The organism is Actinoplanes sp. NBRC 101535 (genome assembly GCF_030269225.1).
In the GTDB taxonomy this organism is placed as follows: domain Bacteria; phylum Actinomycetota; class Actinomycetes; order Mycobacteriales; family Micromonosporaceae; genus Actinoplanes; species Actinoplanes rectilineatus.
In genome coordinates, this window is the sequence record NZ_BSSY01000002.1 from 518,859 (window position 1) to 537,196 (window position 18,338).

Below are 18,338 nucleotides of genomic sequence, written 5' to 3' on the forward strand. Positions count from 1 at the left end.
CTAGCGCATCCGGAAGACCACCTCACGCAGCTCCTGGGCGCGCCGGCGACTCTCGTTGGTGGCGCCCAGGAACAGCAGGATCACGCCGACCGGCACCAGCGCCAGCCACGGCCCGCCCAGCGTGAACGCGAACCGGAACGCGGCGATCACCGTCGCGGCGGCGCCGACCACCACCGGGGCCTGCTGCCGGGTACGCGTGCCGACCAGCAACGTGGCCACCGCGCCCAGCAGGAGCAGCACCCCGCGCAGGTCGCCACCGTTGCCGGCCAGGACGATCCCGATCGTCGGCACGAAAGCGGCGAGCAGTGCGGGGCCGTAAGCCGCCCAGCTGCTCAGGTCGGGCCGGTGATGCGCCTCCACCACACCGACCGCCAGCGCCAGACCGGCGAACGGCAGGGTGTACGCCTCCGGCAGCCCCACGTCGGCGAGCGCGATGAACAGCCACCAGCCGACGATCTCGAAGCCGACCGCCGTCCAGAACAGGGTCCGCCGCTGGCCGGGTGTCCGGTCCGGGCGGGACGCGGCCAGCCCCAGCACGGCACCCCACGCGGCCAGCAGCGCGGCGAGGTGCGCCGGGGAGTCGAAGGCGAGCGCGCCCGCGATCAGCGCGGACGCGTAGCCGCACCACTCCACCGTGGTGGCCTCGACCCGGTACTGCGGCATGCCCAGCCGCGGCATCAGCGTCGACAGTGACAGCAGCACCGTGCCGACGGCCAGCACCCCGAACGCCGCCCAGTGCCGCGGCAGACCGGCGGAGATCGCCACCGTCAACACGAACATCTGGCCCATCAAGGCGGCGAAGACCCAGCCCAGAAGGCGTGCGCCCTGGGTACGCCCGGCGAGCGCGGCCACCAGCCCGACGCCCACGGCGGAGCCGACGGTGAGCAGGGTCAGCGGTTCCGTGGCGAGGCTGCCGGCGAGACCGGCGCCCCCGGCGAGCAGGCCGACCGCGAAGACCACCGACCGGGTGCCGCGCAGCAGCGGCGCCCGGGTCTCGATCGGCGGCGGGGTGAGCGCCAGGCCGAGCATCGCGATGGTGAAGACGACCAGGGCGGCACCGGTGGCCGCCGGGAAACCGGCGTGCAGCGCGATCGGCGTTATCAGCAGGGTGAGCGCGACGCCGGGAAGGATCACCGGGACCGCCTCGGACACCCGGCCGCCGAACCCGATCGCGGCCAGCGCGGCGGCCCCGGTGAGCAGGACCGCGGCGAGCGCGCTGGTCCCGTCGACGGTGCCCGCGGCGGGGTTCGCCAGGGCCGGGATCGGACCCTCCCAGATCGCCCGGATCTGCCCGAGCGGGTCGATCAGGGCGGCGCGCAGGGCCGGCGCCAGCGAGAACAACGCCACGATGGTGGGCAGCAGGGCCAGGATCACCGCTCCGGTGGCCGGGTCGGAGAGCCAGCGTTCGCTGAGCCGGCTGCCGGCCAGGCCACTGGAGCGCAGCGCACCACGGCGCATCCGGGTGTACCGGCCGCGGCCGGGCACCTCGTCCGGGTCGACCGGCGCGGCCGGGGCCGGGGTGGCACCGCGCAGCATCTCGGCGAGGACGCCGAGCAGGGCGGCGGCGGCCGCGTACAGGGCGGTGGGGAAGTCCGACGGGATCGACGCGAGCGCGGTGACGGTGGCGCCCAGGACCAGGCCGATGGTGGCCCAGGGAAGGTATTGCGGGACGCGCCTGCCGAGCGCGGCGAGAACGGCCAGGCCCAGACTGGACGCGGCGAGACCGGCGGTCAGCACCACCTGCGCGCCGTGCCCCAGGTCGGCGGCGGTCGCGGCGAGCGCCCCGGGCAGCGCGAGCAGGATCGCCGCGGTGGCCGCCCCGCCGATCTGCGCCCGGTGCGGGGGAAGCACGTCCTCCGCCTCGAAGCCGGCTCGGCGCAGCGGGATCCGCGCGGTGACCGCGGCCAGCGCGCCGACCAGCACCACCGCGCCGAGCGCGATCGCGGTCGACCACGGGCGGGCCAGTCCGGTGGCGGCGCTGTGCACCAGCACCACGGCGGCGACCGCGGCGCGGGCCCGGGCCGCGGACGGGACCGCGGTGGCGACGGCGGCGAGCACGTAACCGACGGCGACGGCGGTGCCGACCAGCAGCGGCGACCACCAGGGCATGCCGAAGGCGAACGGGGCACTGATGGCGGCCAGTGCGGCGGCCAGGCCGGAGACGTACGGCCCGTAGGTGCGGGGCATCGCGACGGCGGCGGTGACCGCGATCATGGCCAGCGCGAACGGGGCCTGCCACGCGCCCGGCGGCGGGGTGGTGACGTACCCGCTGAGGTCCGCGTACCACAGCGGACCGGGTGCGGAGAGGATCCGCAGGGCGTAGTCGAGCGCCTGGGCGCCGGCGAACAGGCCGATCACGGTGGCGGCGATGGCCAGGCCGCGGGACGGGCCGCGCCGCCAGTCGTCGGCGAGCAGGCCGACACCGACACCGACCAGCAGCACGACGACGCCGGCGACGGCGAGCGGCGCGCTCGGGAACGCCAGCGCGGCGACCCGGGCCAGCGCGCCGCAGATGGCGACGGTGGCGGCCGCCGCGGCGATGTCCGGGCCGTCCAGCGCCCGGTCGGTACGCCCCCGCGCGTCGATCGACTTGGCCAGGAAGAGCAGACCGGCCGCGCAGAGCAGCAGCGCGCCGACCCACAGGTCGGGTGCGGTGGCCCCGGGTGCGAACAGTGCCGCGGCGGCCATGGCCAGCGCGCCCAGCCCGGTGCCGGCCGTCACCGGCAGGCTGATCTCCCGGCGGGCCACCTGGAAGACGGCCGCGTAGCTGAGGGTGCCGGCCACCGCGAGGAAACCGGCGGCCAGCGCGGGGACGGTGGCCGCGGCGGTGGGCGGCGGCCCGCCACCGACGTCGGAGATCGCGAGGGCGGCGGTGACCGCGGCACCCGGAATGGCCAGCGCGGCGGCGCCGGCCGCCCACTCGCCGACCATCCAGGCGAAGATCCGGACCACGATCTGCCGGGCGGCGATCGCGACCATCACCCCGGCGCCGGCGATGGCGGTCAGCACCGCGGCGGTCAGCCAGGAGGCGCTCAGCGCCGCGCCCGCCCCGAACAGGCCGACCACCCCGGCCGCGACGACATGCGTGATCGCGATCCGCCGGGTGTTCGCCCACAGGCCGGCCGCACCCAGCCCGATGGCCGCGAGCACCAGCGGCCATGGCGCCTCCGACCAGGGCAGACCCAGCGAGGCGGGCACCGCCAGGGCGGTCATCGCCACCCCGGCGACCGCGCCCTCGTGCCGGATGCCGGCCGGCAGCGCCAGCGCGGCCGCGACGGTCAGGACCAGGGCGCTGAGCGCGAGCAGCTGGCCGGACGGGCCGACCGCCTCGGCGAGCTGCAGCGCGTACGCGGTGGTGTCCGCATTCCAGATCGGCCGGGCCGCGGCGACCGGGGCGATGGCCGCCCGCAGCGCGTCCACCCCGACGATCAGGCCGATCAGGGCGAGGGCGGCGGCCGACGCGAGCTGCGGACCGCGCCGGATCTCCTCGGGCAGGTTCCGCACCACCGCACCGGCGGCCGCGACGGCGACCGCGGCGAAGATCAGCGTCCAGTGCTGCGCGAGCACGTCGATGATCCGGGCGGTCGCACCGATCACGGCGAGGGTGAGGACCGCACCGGTCACGTTCACCGCGAGCGGGTGGCGCAGCAGCCGGGCGGCGGCGACCCCGGTCAGCGCGGCGGCGACCAGTATCAGGCCGGAACGCAACGCGTCCCCCAGCACCTGCGCCTGCAGCAGCGCCACCGAGGAGTAGAGCAGCGCGCCCGTGCAGGCCAGGCAGAGCAGGGCGAAGGTCAGTTCCCGCAGCCAGTTCGCCGAGGGTGGGGTGGCCGGCGGGGCGAGCGGCACCGAACCGGCCGGCGCGGCTCCGGCCGGACGCGGACCGGGGAAGATCCGGGTGGGCAGCCAGCGACTGCGCCGCGGGCGCATTCCCGAGATGATCAGATCCGGTTCCTCCGGGTGCGACTCCGGCCGGATCTCCGGGTTCACCTGCGCGGCCCGGTCGGCGGGGGTCGGGCGTCCCAGCGGCCAGCTCGGCACCAGACGACCGGCCCGGATCACCGTGGTCAGAAGCAGAAGATCCAGCACGGCCACCACGGTCAGGGCCAGGCCCCACCCTGCCGGGCTCTGAATCAGCGGGTACGCCAGAAGCGGCGCGACCGGCTGTGCGGCGATGACCGTCGCGTACCGCGGGGTGGCGAGTCGCGTGACCCCGGCGTAGACGAAGGACGCCACCGCGGTGATCGCAAACGTGATGCCGAGGTAGAGCGCGACCGGCACGTCCGGTCCACCGGTGAGCGCACTGCCGTGCAGGGCGAACAGCGTCACCGGAAGCATGGCCAGGCCGATCGCGGCGATCGTCTCACCGGTCGAGGTCAGCCCGCGGCGGGCGGTGCCGGGCGCGACGGACAGCGCGACGCCGGTGGCCAGCGCCAGGATCAGGGTCCGGGCGAACGGGTTGTCGACCGCCACCCCGGCGAAGGTGACCGCGGCGACGCCGAGCAGCAGCGCACCGAGCACCAGCAGGATGTTCTGCACCGACTGGGTGGAGGCCTCCGGCGGATGCTCCATGGTGGCCAGCGGCGGGCGGCGCGGCGCGGGCGGCGGTTCCTCCCGGAGCAGGGTCGCGCCGTCGTCGACGATGACCCGGGGCTGCCGGCGGGGGCGTTCCTGCTCCGCGGCGGGGGGCCGTTCGGGTCGTTCGGGCCGGTCGGGCCGCTCCGTTTCGGCGGCGGGGCTCTCCGCGCGGGCGCCCGGTGGCGGCGGCGGGGGGAAGTCACCCGGAGCCGGCGGCCGGCGGCGGGTGCTGCGCTTGCTCTTCGCACCCTTCGCCTTCTGCGCGTGAGCCAGGATGTCCCGCTGGAACTGCGCCGCCTGGATCTTGCTGGCGATCTGCGTGCGCTGGTTCGCGGCCGACATGTCCTCGACCTTCAGCGCCGCGATCGAGGCGTCGATCCGAGCCAGTTCGTCCGCGTAGTCGGGATCGTCAGCCTTCGCCACGAGACCTCCTTGGCCAGCCGGCCGCTCTGTGTAGTTAGAGCATGCCGGTACGACACCTCATTAGAACAGTCTCAAGCGGGCAGAGAGATGCCCGAACCCGGCAAGTCCTCTTCTGTTGCCAAGCGCACGCTACGCGCCGGTAACATAGCGGCGGGACCGGCTGAGGGAAGGTTAAGGTCATGCCTGCATTCGATGTCTACCAGCTTCCGGAGGACCACGAGACCATCCGCGCCGCCGTGCGCGAGGTCTGTGACGCGCGGGTCGCACCGCACGCCGCGGAGGCCGACGAGACGAGCGACTTCCCGAAGGCCTCGTACGACGCTCTGCGCTCCTCCGACTTCCACGCCCCGCACATCCCCGCGGAATACGGCGGTGCCGGCGCGGACGCCCTGGCCACCGCCATCGTCATCGAAGAAGTGGCCCGCGCCTGCGCCTCCTCCTCACTGATCCCGGCGGTCAACAAACTCGGCACCATGCCGCTGCTGATCGCCGGCTCCGAGGATTTGAAGCAGAAATACCTGTCGAAGGTGGCCGCCGGCGAGGGGATGTTCTCCTACTGCCTGTCCGAACCCGAAGCCGGCTCGGACGCCGCCTCGATGACCACCCGAGCCGTCCGCGACGGCGACCACTGGGTGCTCAACGGCGTCAAGCGGTGGATCACCAACGCCGGAGTCTCGGAGTACTACACGGTCTTCGCGGTCACCGACCCGTCGGCCCGCTCCCGCGGCATCTCCGCCTTCGTGGTGGAGAAGAGCGACGAGGGAGTGAGCTTCGGCGCCCCGGAGAAGAAACTGGGGATCAAAGGCTCCCCGACCCGCGAGGTCTACTTCGACAACGTCCGGATCCCCGCCGACCGCATCATCGGCGCGGAAGGCACCGGCTTCGCCACCGCGATGAAGACCCTCGACCACACCCGGGTCACCATCGCCGCCCAGGCCGTCGGCATCGCGCAGGGCGCCCTCGACTTCGCCAAGGGGTACGTGAAGGAGCGCAAACAGTTCGGCAAGCCCGTCGCCGACTTCCAGGGCATCCAGTTCATGCTCGCCGACATGGGCATGAAGCTGGAGGCGGCCCGCCAGTTGACGTACGTGGCGGCCGGCAAGAGCGAACGCGGCGACGCGGACCTGACGTACTTCGGAGCGGCGGCGAAGTGTTTCGCCTCCGACGCGGCCATGGAGATCACCACGGACGCGGTGCAGTTGCTGGGCGGCTACGGCTACACCCGCGACTACCCGGTCGAACGCATGATGCGCGACGCCAAGATCACCCAGATCTATGAAGGCACCAATCAGGTTCAGCGGATTGTGATGGCGCGGCAGCTCCTGAAAGATTGAGAAAGCAAGTTTTTGCAGTTCAGAGCGGGGTTGACTCTTCGGAGTCGGCCCCGTTTCGTTTACCGGCCTGCTCAGCGACCACTACGTCCGGCGCACCACCTTGTTCGTGCTTGCCGCCCACGGCACGCCCGCCATAGCGAACGAGGGAAGGCCTACCGGTGACGGTAGGCCTTCCCTCCACCGTCGGCTGTCTGTCCTTTTTGTGCATCGCGCTGTGTTAGCGTCCGGTGACCACAGGGGAAAGGGGCGGCCCATGTCGATGCTTGAGGTCGTCGCCTCGGAAGCGGTCCGGGTTCTCACGCCCGGGATCGCCGGCGTCGCCGCCGGTGCGCTGGCACGACTGCGGCACCTCGTTCTCGGTGGCGGGAGCCTGCCGAAGGACCGGGACGCGCTCGTCGCCGCTGTCGTGCGCCGGTCCCGCGACGATGCGGAGTTCGCGGCGCGGCTGGTGCAGGAGTTGGTCGCGGTCGAGGACGTCGACATGGCCGCGAGTGTCCCGCCGGCCTTTTTCGTCGACCGGGTCGAGGCACGCGCCCGCCTGTGCAAGCCTGGTCTGCACCTGCTGGCCGGGGCCTTCGGCACCGGCAAGACCGCGTTGGTCCGGCAGGTGGTGCACGACATCCACGATCAGATTCAGGGGTACGCGCAAGTAGACCTCGACGACTACCGGGACGGCCCGGTGCTGCGGATCGTCGAGGTGCAGCAGGAGATCCTCCGGCAGCTCGGCGTCCCGCTCGCCGGTGACTCCGCCGCGGTGGTGGCCGACCAGTACCTCCGTGCGCTGGTGCACCGGCGGATCGCGGTGGTGTTCGACAACGTGGTGGGCGCCGAGGAGGCCCGGGTGCTGGCCCACGGCTGGCCGGCCGCGACCGTGCTGATCACTACCCGGGTGCTGACCGCCGAGCTGCGTGCCTGGTGCCCGTCCGAGCCGATGGTGCTGCGGGGCCTCGACGATGACGGGGCGCGGGAACTGCTGGTTGCGAAGTGCGGTGCGGCGGTGCTCGCGGCCGAACCTGCCGCCGTCGATGCTCTGATCGGTGTCAGTGCCGGGATTCCCGCGGTGCTGCTGCAGTTCTCGTCCCGGTTGCAGGCTCGCCGGGGCGAGCCGGGTGTGGTCGCCGACCTCGTGAGGCAGCTCGGCGACGGCGGGGACGTGGCCGGGGTGCTCGAGACGTCGGTGGGCCGGAGCCTGGACGGGCTGTCCGCCGCGGCGATCGGCGATCTCGCGCTGCTGGCCCGGTTCCCGGGTGAGGACTTCACCCGGTTGTCGGCGACCGTCTGGCTGGGAAGTTCCGGTGACGCGTTGCTCGACGGCCTGATCGAGGCCGGGTTGCTCTTCCACGGTGTCGGCGGCCGTCTGCGACTGCTCTGGCCGGTGCGGCGCCGGGCGTCCGCGCTGCCCGTCGAAGCGGCCCGGCACGACGAGGCGTTCAACCGGTACCTGCTCTGGTTCCGGGACATGGCCGGTGCCGCCGACCTGGGCATGGATCCGTCCGGTGTCACCGACCGGGCCCGGCAGGGGCGGCTGCGCCGCTATCCGGCACCGCCCGTGGTGGCCTGGCCGCTGCCGTACCTGACTCCGCTGGACTGGCTGCAGGGCGAATCCCCGGGGGTGATCGGCCTGCTGGCCGAGGCGCACCGGCGGGGCCGCCACCTCGAGGTGCTGCAGATCTGCGGCGCCCTGGAGGCCTTGTTGACCTCGCGCGGCCACCACCTGCTCTGCGCCACCGTCAACACCTGGGGCATTGCCAGCGCCGGTGCGGCCGGGCTGCCCGCGGCGGCGAGTCGCCTGCACTCGCTGCAGGGGCGGATCAGCTACCTGATGGGCCAGGTGGACCGCGCTGATGGGGAGCTGCGGGCCGCGGAGGAGTTGCGGCCGCCGGACGACCGGCAGCTGGCGTCGTCGCTGCTGGAGTTCCGGGCCGGCTGGACCCTGGAGAAGGGCCGGCAGAACGGCACGGAGAAGGAGGCCCGGCTCCGGGCCGAGGAGTCGTTGCGAGCGGCGGTCCGCATCGATCGGGAGGCCGGCGACCAGCGTGCGCTGGCCCTGCACCTGCGGATGCTCGCCAACGTCCTGACCGGCGCCGGCCGGGACCGGGAAGCGCTCGCCCTGCTGACCACGGTGCCGGTGCTGGAGGGGGACGCGCGGAACGCGGCCCGGGTGCACACCGTGCGGGCCAAGGCGTACCTGGGTCTGGGCGAGGCGGACGCGGCGGCCGGTGAACTGGGCCGGGTGCGGGTGCTGATCGGGGCGGGCGGCGCGACGCAGTACGAGATCGAGATCGTCGACCTGGAGGCCCGGCTGGAGCTTCTGCGCGGCGACGTCGAGGCGGCCCGCGCTCGGTGGGGCTGGATCGCCGGCCAGTACTTCCGGTCCGGTCATCCGGCTTTCGCCCACGTCGCGCAGCGGCTCAGTGAGCTTCCGCCCGCACCGTGATCTCCCGGTCGCCCAGCCGCAGCAGTCCCGGGCCGGTCAGCGGTTCACCCCGGCGCAGCCGCCGGTAGGCCCACGAGGCCGCCGCCCAGCGGTCGACGCCCGGCTCGGTCCGGATCACGACGTCGTCGCCGGAGCGGGTCCGGACCCGGCAGCCGCCCTCCATCGGGGAAGCGGCGATCACCGCCTGCGGCCACTGGGCCAGCAGGTCGCCGGGCGCGGTGCTGCACAGCACCGTCGCGCCCGCCACCTGGGTCAGCGTGGCGTGTTCCACGTCGGCGACCACGTGCCGCATCGGCAGGTCGTCGTGGACCGCCCCGCTGTCCGGGAATCGGGTCAGCCGCCCGTTGTCGTCGATCCCCGCCACCCACGCGCCGACCGTCGCCGGTAGAGCCGCGGGGACGGGTAACGGCGGGAACTCCGCGGGTTCGCCCGGTTCGTCCAGGCCGAGCATGCGGTACATCTGGCGTCGCAGAGGCGCGGCCGACGCCGGGTCGTCCGGTGCGAGCGCGTGGTCGATCCGGTTCTGTGCCGGTGAGGACGGCGGGAGCAAGCGGTTGAGACGGCTCTGCGCCGGTGAGGGCGGTGGGCGCATGTGGCCGGTCCCCGGCCGCGGCAACACCGGATCGGCGGCGATGGCGGTGTCGATCTGTTTGCGGAGGTCGCCGTCCGGGTCGAGCCGTGGGCACCGGTCCGCCAGGTCGGACACCACGGATCCGGGCACGGTCGTGTCACTCACCGCCGGACCGAGGATCAGGGGTACGCCCCGAGCCGCCGCGTACGCGCTCATCGACCCGTGGTCGGACAGCACGCAGTCCGCGGCGACGACGGCGGCCTGCCACTCCCCGGCGGGCGGCACGACGCGTACCCCCGATGTCGTCGCTCGTCCCAGCCAGGCCCGCACCTGCCAGTCGCTGTGCCGGGCGCGGATTCCCGGGTGCAGGACCACCGCAACCGTGTACTCGTCCATCGGCAACTGCCCGCACAGCCGTTCCGGAAGGAGGGGCAGGCTGCCGTAGAGCGAGTCCGGACCCCACGTCGAGGCGATCACGACCAGTCGCCGTCCGTCGGCGCCGAGAGCAGCCCGGTAATGATCACGTCGGTGGGTGCTCGCCGCCATCCGCCCCAGGGCGGGGTCGCCGACGACAGCGGCGCGACGTTCCTGGTCGGCGTTCAGGTGGCGCTGCTGGTCCGGATGGGACAGTCCGATCGTGGTGGTCGCCGGTGACCGTTCCGGGTCGAGTCCGGCGATCACCCGGGTGCCGGGGTAGAACTTCTGGAATCCCAGCCCGTGCGACAGCAGCAGGATCGGCGGCGACAGTTGGTGCAGCCGGTCGTTCTCGCTGGCGGAGAGCACCAGGCCGAAGTGCCGCGTCCGGGCCTCGTCCCAGGTGAGCGTCAGGATGCCGAGGCCACCGACGAGCGCCGGGAATCCGTCCCCGAGCATGGCCGGGTTCTCCGCGTCATGGGTGAGGTAGATCTGCAGCCGGGTGTCGCCCGCCAGCAGCGTCACCACGTCGAGCAGCCGGTTCAGCGCGGCAGCGGTGCGCGCGACCAGCAGAACGTCCTGTTCACAGGAGACGGTCGCCCAAGGGTCCGTGGTCCGTGGTCCGTGGTCCGTGGTCCGTGGTCCGTGGTCCGTGGTCCGTGGTCCGTGGTCCGTGGTCCGTGGTCCAACGGAGGAACGGCTTGCCGGGTTACGCCCCATGGCACCGGCTCACCCATCTCGCCGGATCCGGCTTACCGCCGGGGGAGCGGCCGTGATGCGGGGCGGTTCCACGGAAGGCATCCGGCCACGGTAGTCAATCCGTCGCTGCCGTGGACCCGCCCGGGTCCACGGCAGCGACGGCCAGAGTGTGACGGAATGCGGCTGTCAGGAGTTGACCATCCCCGCGCCGTAACGCTGTGCCACGAAGACTGTCACCGCGGCCAGGAGCAGAACCGCCACGATCACTGCCAGATGCCGTGCCCGCAGCCGGTCCTGCTGCTGCTCGTCACGTCCGGTCCGCTCGCTCATCGTTCCCCCAAGTCAGGGCCGCATCGTCGCAGCCGCCTACTGGTACTGACGCAGCGTGCCGAACGTTCACTGGTTATGCCGGACTTAATCAGGACATAACCATGAGCCCGAGCATCATCCCGTCGTCCTCGTGCACCACGTTGTGACAGTGAAGCATGTACATGTACTCGTTGTCCGCGTAGTCGGTGAACTGCATCTTGATGACGACGCTGGTGCCGGGCGCGACCTCGATGGTGTCCCGCCAGCCCAGGTTCGCGCCGGTCGGGGTGGCGCCGGCGACCGAGACCACCTGGAACGGCACGTCGTGCAGGTGGAAGTTGTGGTAGATGTTCGTGCTGGCATTGGTGATGGTCCACTTCTCGACGGCGTCGAGGGTGGTCATGATCGCGTTGGCGTCCATGATGTCCATCGTGGTGGCGGCGATCCCGTTGATCAGCATGCTGGCGCCGCTGTTGCTCAGCGTGAACGTCCGGGTGGTCGCGTCGGTGGTGTCCAGGTCGGTGATCGTGTTGAGGGTATCGGGCAGGGCGTCCGGGGTGTCCGTGCCGGTGCTGCTCACCTCCAGCATCGACACGGTGTACCGGGTTCCGTTGGTGGTGTTGCGCACGGTGGCCCGCAACGTCACCGTGCCGGACGGCTCCAGCACGATCTCGGCCCGTTCGCCGGGGCTGATCCGCAGGCTGGTGATCGAGAGCGGTTCGGGCAGCAGCGCCGCGTCGCTGGCGACCTGGGTGAAGGCGCCGCCGTCGGAGAGGGCCACGGTGATGCTGTCGGTCAGCGAGGCGTTGAGCAGGCGCAGGCGTACCCGGCTGTAGGCGACCGACAGCGTCGGCGTCTCGTCCGTGGCGCTCATCCCGTTGACCAGGAACTTCAGCGTAGCGCCGGAGGCGGTGAAGGCCGCGTTGGTGGCCGCGAACGAGCCGGCCGAGCTGACCGAGGTGGACTGCATGATCAGCGGGATGTCGTCGGCGCCGTACGCGGTGGGCAGCGCCGCGTTGGCCGCCGAGCCGTCGTCGACGATCAGCATGCCGGCCAGCCCGAGGGAGACCTGCTCGGCGGTGGTGCCGAGGCCGTGCGGGTGGTACCAGAGGGTGCAGGCCTCGCCCTGGTTGATCGTGGTGGCCGGTGACCAGGTGCCGCCGGCCTCGATGATGTTCTGCGGTCCGCCGTCCTCGGACGGGGCGATGTGCAGCCCGTGCCAGTGCACGGTGGTCTCGTCGTCGAGGGTGTTGGTGATGTCGAACCGGACCGCCTGCCCGTCGGTGACCTGGATCGTCGGGCCGAGGAAGGTGCTGTTGAACCCGGCCGTCGTGATCGTCTTGCCGCTGATCAGGGTGGTGTTGGTGCCGGCCTGCGTCTCGAGGGCGAAGACCGAGACGCCGCCGTCGTCGGTCGCGGTGAGCAGGTCGGGGATGGGCAGGGTGCCGGTGGCGGCGGTGGCGTTCGTGGTGGCGGTGGTCGTCACGGTGGTGTCGGTCGCGGTGGTCTCCTCGGCGAACGAGGTGCCACTGCCGATGCGGGCCAGGGCCGCCAGGGCGCCGAAGCCGAAGGTTCCGGCGAGCACCTGACGCCGAGTGGGGAACCGGGAGGGTTTGCGGTGGTTGATGATGTTCCGCGCATCTGCCATGGATCGGAAGATTCAATGTGGATCATGGTAGGAAGCTGGGCGGAATCTATCGGGAAGCTATGTATCTGAATATTCGCTTAAAGCGATGACGCGACCGCTAACGATCACGCTCTCACGCTGGCGGGGTCTTGCGGGAGGCCGAAAATGATCAGACACGCAGCGTGTTCGGCATGCCGAGCAGCCGGGATGATCCCGCAGGGCGCGATCCTGCAGACCGGCACTCCCGAGGGTGTGGTCCACCGGCCCCGGACACCCGCCAGCGGTTCCTCGGGTTCATGGAATGGGCCGGCAGCCTCGGCACCAACGCCGACTCGGTCGTCACCCGCGCCGACGGCCTCGGACAGATCTTCACCACCATCACCGCCGGGCAGCGCGCCGAGACTGAATGACTCCTCACCCACCGCCTCGACCTGCCCCTTGGTCGCACCGGTGAGGGGCGATGTCGTCCTATGCCGTCAGCGGCGGGCGAGTACGCCAAGGAAGGTCACGGTCAGCGCCTGCGTCAAGTAGTCGCGGGGGTCCAGGCGGGAGCGGGCAAGGTCGGGCTCGGTGTGGTACGCGGCCTCAAGGCTGGGTGGCGGTGTTCGGTACGGCGACAGCGCGCCGGCGGTGAGCATGGTCTGCAGGCTGCAGAACACTGCATCATCCCCGAGTTCCGGCAGACACTTCTGCAGGAGCTCGGCCATGGTCGCCAGCCGGGTCAGGGAGGCGCGCTTGTAACGCGCGACGACCTCGACGGAGACGTTGTGCTCCAGGACGCTTGCCTGCGCGCCGAAGAGCTCGCACAACACGACCCGGCCGGACAGTGATCGGCTGAGGGTCTCGGCCACTGCCACCGCCCGTTCGGCCGGTGGCAGCGTGTCGTCGACGCCGGTCGTCAGTTCGCCCGCCAGCTGCGTCAACCACTCCTGCAGGAAACGGTCCAGCAGATCCAGCAGCACCGCTTCCCGCGACTCGAAGTAGCGCAGCACGTTCGGCTTCGCCAGGCCGACCCGGCGGCTGAGTTCGTTCAGGGTCACCGCGGCGACCGGCATCTCGTCGAGCATCGCCGATGCCCCGTCGAGGATGGCCCGGCGGCGGATCTCCCGCTGCTCCTCGGTGCGTGCCCGCTGAAACGTCATGACCACCACCCTAACTTAAGTACCCTCGGTACGTTGACAATCATACCGGCGGTACTTTAACGTCGTCGTTGCAAGATACCTGCGGTACTTAAGTGAGGGGCGCGACATGAGCGACAAGTGGACGACGGCGAACATCCCCGGCCAGCGCGGACGGGTGGCCGTGGTGACCGGCGCCAACACCGGACTCGGGTTCGAGACCGCCAAAGCACTCGCCGAGCGCGGGGCAACCGTCGTGCTCGCCGTGCGCAACGTCGAGAAGGGCGAACAAGCCGCGGCCCGCATGACCGGCGACGTGAGAGTGCAGGCACTCGACCTGACCTCGCTCGACTCCGTCCGTACCGCGGCGGCTGAGCTGCGGAACCGGCTCGACCGCATCGACCTGCTGATCAACAACGCCGGCGTCATGTACAACCCGAAGCAGACCACCCGCGACGGCTACGAGATGCAGTTCGGCACCAACCACCTCGGACACTTCGCCCTCACCGGACTGCTGCTCGACCTGCTGCTACCCGTACCCGGCTCCCGCGTGGTCACGGTCAGCAGCACCGGCCACCGCATCCGCGCCGCGATCCACTTCGACGACCTGCAGTGGGAGAAGTCGTACAGCCGGGCCGGCGCCTACGGCCAGTCCAAACTGGCCAACCTCATGTTCACCTACGAGCTGCAACGCCGGCTCGCCACGCACGGCACCACCGTCGCGGTCGCCGCGCACCCCGGACTGTCCAGCACCGAACTGGCCCGCAACAGCCCCGCCGTCTTCCGGCTCCCGATCACCCTGGTCGCACCACTGGCCACCCAGACACCCGCCATGGGCGCGCTGCCGACCCTGCGTGCCGCCACCGACCCCGCCGCACTCGGCGGCCAGTACTACGGCCCCGGCGGAAACTTCGAGATCAAGGGCCACCCCCGGCTGGTCACCTCCAGTCCGCAGTCCTACGAGGTGGCCATCCAGCAGCGGCTGTGGACCGTCTCCGAAAACCTCACCGGCGTGCGGTTCCCCGTCATGGCTACCGGCATCCAGAACTAGACACCTAATGAGTCAGTCAGGGTCTGCCGCTGTGGTGATTTCGGGCGCTCAGCACGCCCGTATTCACCACACCACCAGGGGTGTGGTGATTTGGGGCGTCCAGCGCGCCCGTATTCACCACACCACCAGGGGTGTGGTGATTTGGGGCGTCCAGCGCGCCCGTATTCACCACACCGCCACGGGTGTGGTGATTACGGGTGTCCAGCGCGCCCGAAATCACCACGCGGATGGGCTTCGCACCCTGACCACGAAACGTTTCTAGTCCCTCAGATCAATCGGGCTCCGGTGGGCGGCCTCACCTGGCCCTTGGCCCTGGCCCTCATCGAGATCAAGCCGACGACACGTCCTTGAGGCACAAGAACGCCCACCGAAGGGGAACAGACATGAATGTGATCATTTTTGGCGCGACCGGCATGGTCGGCCAAAGCGTGCTGCACGCGAGCCTGCTGGATCCGGACGTCGATCAGGTGCTCACTGTGGTGCGCACGCCGACCGGGATCAGGCATCCGAAAGTGCGCGAGGTGCTACTGGACGACTTTGCCGACCTGACACCGATCGAGCACGAGACGGCCGGGTACGACGCCTGTTTCTACTGCCTCGGGGTGTCCTCGGTCGGTCTGGACGAGGCTGCTTACACCGAGGTCAACTACGAATACCCGGTCGCCGCCGCACGCACGCTCGTCAAGATCAACCCTGACATGACCTTCGTGTACATCTCGGGAGGCGGCACCGACCCCGACAGTCGGCAGATGTGGGCCCGCGTCAAGGGCCGAACCGAGAACGCCGTCATCGCTACCTTTCGGAACGGCTACGCATTCCGTCCCGGTATGGTCCAGCCCACATTCCACGCCACCTCGAAGACCAACTTGTTCCGCACCGTATACGCGTTCACCGCCCCGGTATTTCCGTTGCTCGAGAGAATCGCCCCGCAGTACGCGATCACCACCGAGCGACTCGGCCGAGCCATGCTGCGCGCCGCCCGCACCGGGTTTCCCCACCGTATTCTGGAGAACCGCGACATCCGCTAGACACCTAATGCAGTCAGGGTCTGCCTGCGTGGTGACTTCGGGCGCGCTGACCAACCGGAAACACCACACCCCCCCACGGGTGTGGTGACTTCGGGCGTCCAGCGCGCCCGTAATCACCACACTCCCCACGGGTGTGGTGAATTGGGGCGTCCAGCGCGCCCGAAATCACCACGCGTACGGGCTTCGCACCCTGACCACGAAACATGTCTAGAACGGGCAAGCCCATGGTGACCTTGCTCTGGTGCGGGGAGCGGAGGGCGGACGTCAGCCGGCGTGGGCGAGAAGAGTTCCGGTGCTGGTCGTGTCGTACCGGCCCGCGTCACCGGCGCCCGCGACGATCCGGGCCATCGCCCGCAGGGACGCTGTTCCGGGAGCGTAGTAGCCGTCGTGGCCGGTCACGTCGTCGCACGGTAGGGTCAGGGCGCCGAAGTCCGGCTCGGCGGGTTGCCGGCCATGACCCACCCCCATGATGCGTACGCCCGGAAGCCGCCGCGTCCAGTCGTCCGGTGCGCTGCCCGCCCAGACCCGGGCCGCGGTGCCCAGCGCGGACCGGTCCGGCACGCCCATGCCCGGGCTGCCGATCGCCACGATGTCGGTGACCTGACGGCTCAGTCGTGCCGCCGCGTGCCCGGCCACGATGGAACCGTAGCTGTGCCCGACCACGACGATGGCACGGTCCGGGTGGCCGGTCACGAGACCGTCGACCAGCTTCTCGAGGACGGGGGCGCCGGAGGCCGCCCGATCTTCGCGGAGTGCTTCACGGCGTACCCCCTCCGGGGTGTCGTAGCCCAGCCACGCGATCACCGCGACCCGCGCGCCCGGATCCGCCCGCCGGATCTGCGCGAAGAGCTGTTCGGCCTGCCAGGAGGGCGCCCGCCGGAGCACCCCGCCGAGGCCGGTGTCGAAGTTGGCGAGGGTGGTGTCCACGCCGGGGATCAGGATCGCCACCCGGTCCGCGGTCTCCAGGTCGCCGAGCACCGTGGCGATCATCCCGTCGCCCCGCCGGTCCAGGGCGAAGATCTGCCGGCCGGGGCGGGCCGGGTCGCGGTTGGCGGCGTAGCGCAGGGCGAGCGGGGCGCCGTCGAGGTTGCCGACGATCTGCGGGTAACGGGCGGTCAGGTCCGCCGCGGCCGCCGGGGACAGCCCGGCGAAGAAGGCCGCCACCTGGGCGGGCATGGCCGTCGCGGGGTCCGGGAGCCGGGCCGGGTCGGACAGCCACTCGGCCGTCCGGGGCAGCGGTGACGCGGTCGCGCGGGTGGGCCCGCACAGCCAGAGCACGGGGGTCACGAGCAGCAGTGCAGCCGCGATCCACAGTCGATTCATTCCGGTTCCTCCCGCTCCGATGAACGATGCGAGAGGAAAGGTAGGGAGCCGGAACGGGGGTTTTCGTCAATCCGTGGAGCCAGATCGCGGGTAGTACTCAGGTATCGGTCGGCGGGCCCGCGCAACCCGCCGACGGGTGTGGTTGCCCGGCCGCTCGGCGGTTGGTGATCAACTGCCCGCGGTTTACTGTGGCCCCTGGGGGTTCATTTCATGAACTGCCCGCGGCTGACCGAGTAGGGGCGGATCAGTCGCACGCCTGCCGGGGGCGAGCCACAAGCTCACCTCCGGCAGTGTCGCGTCCGCGTCCGGTCAGGAACCGGGCCGCTGCCCCGGGACGACCGGCGGGGTGGCCGAGGGCGGCCGAGCCTGCGTCCGATCCTGATCGGCGACCTTTCCGGCAATAGCTGAATTGACGGTAATACCGGATTTATTGGTTTCCGTCGCCGATTTCGCCTGTGCGGCCTGTGCGGCCTGCACCGCCTGGGAGGGAGCGTCACCCGACGTGGAGTACGCCGGGTGGATCGCCGGGGCGGGCGAGGCGGCCCGGGACCGCTTGGAACCGGCCGTCGGCATCGCGATCGTCCGGTCCGACTCCGGCAGCAGAGCCGCCGACACGGGCGGAGCGGCCGAAGACGCGGCGGGAGCAGCGGGAACGGCGGAAGCAGCGGGAACGACGGGAGCAGCGGGAACGACGGGAACAGGGGGAGTCGGGGGAGGGGTGGACGGCGAGTTGATCGCCACCGTGCGGTCGGCCGCGGCCGGCGAGTTGATGGCGACCGTGCGATCCGCCGGCGACCCCAGAGTGACCGTGGCGTCCGCCGGGCGTCCGGGACGGATCACCGTGGTCTCACTGGCCGCGATCGGGACACCGGCCACCTTGGCCGCACCCCGGAACCGTCCGATCTCACCGATGATCGGCAGCACCGGCGGCTCGTAACGGGCCCAGCGGCGACCACTCAACCCGGTGCCGAGCAGCGGGATGGCCAGCAGCGCGGCGAGACCGTAGCCGGGCCGGCTCAGGTCGAACCCCTCCTTGGCGACCTCCGGCGCCCACAGCGCGGCGTACCCCGTGGGGTCGTTGAACGCCCACAGTGCGATCCCCAGGAAGCCCGCGCCGGCCAGCACCGGTCCGGCGGGGGAGACCGGGGCGAACGTGAGGATCGTGAAGAGGATGCCGGAGAAGAGCAGCAACAGCAGGCCGGAGATCGACTCGGCGGCGAAGAGCTCTCGTCCTCGGCTCGACAGGTCGTGGGTGAATCCCACGCCGGCCAGCACCCAGAGAGCGGGGGCCAGCACGAGGGCATAAATGATCGACCGGAGGTGGCGCATGATCCGGCAGGCTACCCCGGTCCGGCAAGCGTGGCGAAATGCCCTGACCGGGTGCTTCCGGGCACGGAACCGGCGGTCACGAAGGCCTGACCCGCCG

At 71.3% G+C, this 18,338-nt stretch carries 11 protein-coding genes; 4 read left to right on the forward strand and 7 right to left on the reverse strand.

The window, feature by feature from the left end; translation table 11 throughout:
- A complete protein-coding gene (locus QSK32_RS07445) occupies window positions 1-5,001 on the reverse strand; it encodes an SCO7613 C-terminal domain-containing membrane protein (RefSeq protein WP_285471504.1) in 5,001 nt (1,666 codons plus the stop codon).
- Between the two features lie 179 nt (window positions 5,002-5,180).
- Here QSK32_RS07445 and QSK32_RS07450 point away from each other — a divergent pair, with 179 nt between their 5' ends.
- On the forward strand, window positions 5,181-6,335 hold the full coding sequence (locus QSK32_RS07450) for an acyl-CoA dehydrogenase family protein (RefSeq protein WP_285471505.1): 1,155 nt from the start codon (window positions 5,181-5,183) through the stop codon (window positions 6,333-6,335).
- A 253-nt stretch (window positions 6,336-6,588) separates the two neighbouring features.
- Window positions 6,589-8,772, forward strand: coding sequence for an NB-ARC domain-containing protein (locus QSK32_RS07455; protein WP_285471506.1), 2,184 nt, complete (start codon window positions 6,589-6,591; stop codon window positions 8,770-8,772).
- On the opposite strand, the gene QSK32_RS07460 is transcribed toward QSK32_RS07455, so the two are convergent.
- From QSK32_RS07460 to QSK32_RS07475, 4 genes are all read right to left on the reverse strand, one after another.
- Window positions 8,747-10,285 (reverse strand): hypothetical protein, encoded by a 1,539-nt coding sequence (locus tag QSK32_RS07460; protein WP_285471507.1) that lies wholly within the window; start codon window positions 10,283-10,285, stop codon window positions 8,747-8,749. The two genes, QSK32_RS07455 and QSK32_RS07460, sit on opposite strands and share 26 nt — an antisense overlap.
- A 357-nt stretch (window positions 10,286-10,642) precedes the next feature.
- The gene (locus QSK32_RS07465) at window positions 10,643-10,786 is read right to left on the reverse strand and encodes a hypothetical protein (RefSeq protein WP_157411431.1); all 144 of its coding nucleotides are present in this window, start codon (window positions 10,784-10,786) and stop codon (window positions 10,643-10,645) included.
- A gap of 88 nt (window positions 10,787-10,874) precedes the next feature.
- Entirely contained in the window at window positions 10,875-12,413 is a 1,539-nt protein-coding gene (locus tag QSK32_RS07470) for a multicopper oxidase family protein (protein WP_285471508.1), read from the reverse strand.
- 455 nt (window positions 12,414-12,868) lie between these two features.
- Complete coding sequence (locus QSK32_RS07475) at window positions 12,869-13,534, reverse strand: TetR/AcrR family transcriptional regulator (protein ID WP_045746563.1); 666 nt, start codon at window positions 13,532-13,534, stop codon at window positions 12,869-12,871.
- A gap of 106 nt (window positions 13,535-13,640) precedes the next feature.
- On the opposite strand from QSK32_RS07475, the gene QSK32_RS07480 reads away from it, so the two are divergent.
- Together QSK32_RS07480 and QSK32_RS07485 are read left to right on the forward strand one after the other, a co-directional pair.
- Complete coding sequence (locus tag QSK32_RS07480; protein ID WP_285471509.1) at window positions 13,641-14,561, forward strand: SDR family NAD(P)-dependent oxidoreductase; 921 nt, start codon at window positions 13,641-13,643, stop codon at window positions 14,559-14,561.
- Between the two features lie 383 nt (window positions 14,562-14,944).
- Window positions 14,945-15,589: an NAD-dependent epimerase/dehydratase family protein gene (locus tag QSK32_RS07485; RefSeq protein ID WP_285471510.1), complete on the forward strand. Its 645-nt coding sequence runs from the start codon at window positions 14,945-14,947 to the stop codon at window positions 15,587-15,589.
- 264 nt (window positions 15,590-15,853) lie between these two features.
- Here the strand turns inward: QSK32_RS07485 and QSK32_RS07490 are convergent, their stop codons facing one another.
- Window positions 15,854-16,912: an alpha/beta hydrolase gene (locus QSK32_RS07490; RefSeq protein ID WP_285471511.1), complete on the reverse strand. Its 1,059-nt coding sequence runs from the start codon at window positions 16,910-16,912 to the stop codon at window positions 15,854-15,856.
- Window positions 16,913-17,221: 309 nt separating this feature from the next.
- Window positions 17,222-18,241, reverse strand: a complete 1,020-nt coding sequence (locus QSK32_RS07495; protein WP_285471512.1) for a hypothetical protein — start codon at window positions 18,239-18,241, stop codon at window positions 17,222-17,224.
- Between the last annotated feature and the right edge of the window lie 97 nt (window positions 18,242-18,338).

Coding starts and splice junctions, on each gene's coding strand:
- QSK32_RS07480 (WP_285471509.1), top strand. CDS start 13,641: ATGAGCGACAAGTGGACGACGGCGAACATCCCCGGCCAGCGCGGACGG.
- QSK32_RS07450 (WP_285471505.1), top strand. CDS start 5,181: ATGCCTGCATTCGATGTCTACCAGCTTCCGGAGGACCACGAGACCATC.
- QSK32_RS07485 (WP_285471510.1), top strand. CDS start 14,945: ATGAATGTGATCATTTTTGGCGCGACCGGCATGGTCGGCCAAAGCGTG.
- QSK32_RS07475 (WP_045746563.1), bottom strand. CDS start 13,534: ATGACGTTTCAGCGGGCACGCACCGAGGAGCAGCGGGAGATCCGCCGC.
- QSK32_RS07455 (WP_285471506.1), top strand. CDS start 6,589: ATGTCGATGCTTGAGGTCGTCGCCTCGGAAGCGGTCCGGGTTCTCACG.
- QSK32_RS07495 (WP_285471512.1), bottom strand. CDS start 18,241: ATGCGCCACCTCCGGTCGATCATTTATGCCCTCGTGCTGGCCCCCGCT.
- QSK32_RS07470 (WP_285471508.1), bottom strand. CDS start 12,413: ATGGCAGATGCGCGGAACATCATCAACCACCGCAAACCCTCCCGGTTC.
- QSK32_RS07465 (WP_157411431.1), bottom strand. CDS start 10,786: ATGAGCGAGCGGACCGGACGTGACGAGCAGCAGCAGGACCGGCTGCGG.
- QSK32_RS07490 (WP_285471511.1), bottom strand. CDS start 16,912: ATGAATCGACTGTGGATCGCGGCTGCACTGCTGCTCGTGACCCCCGTG.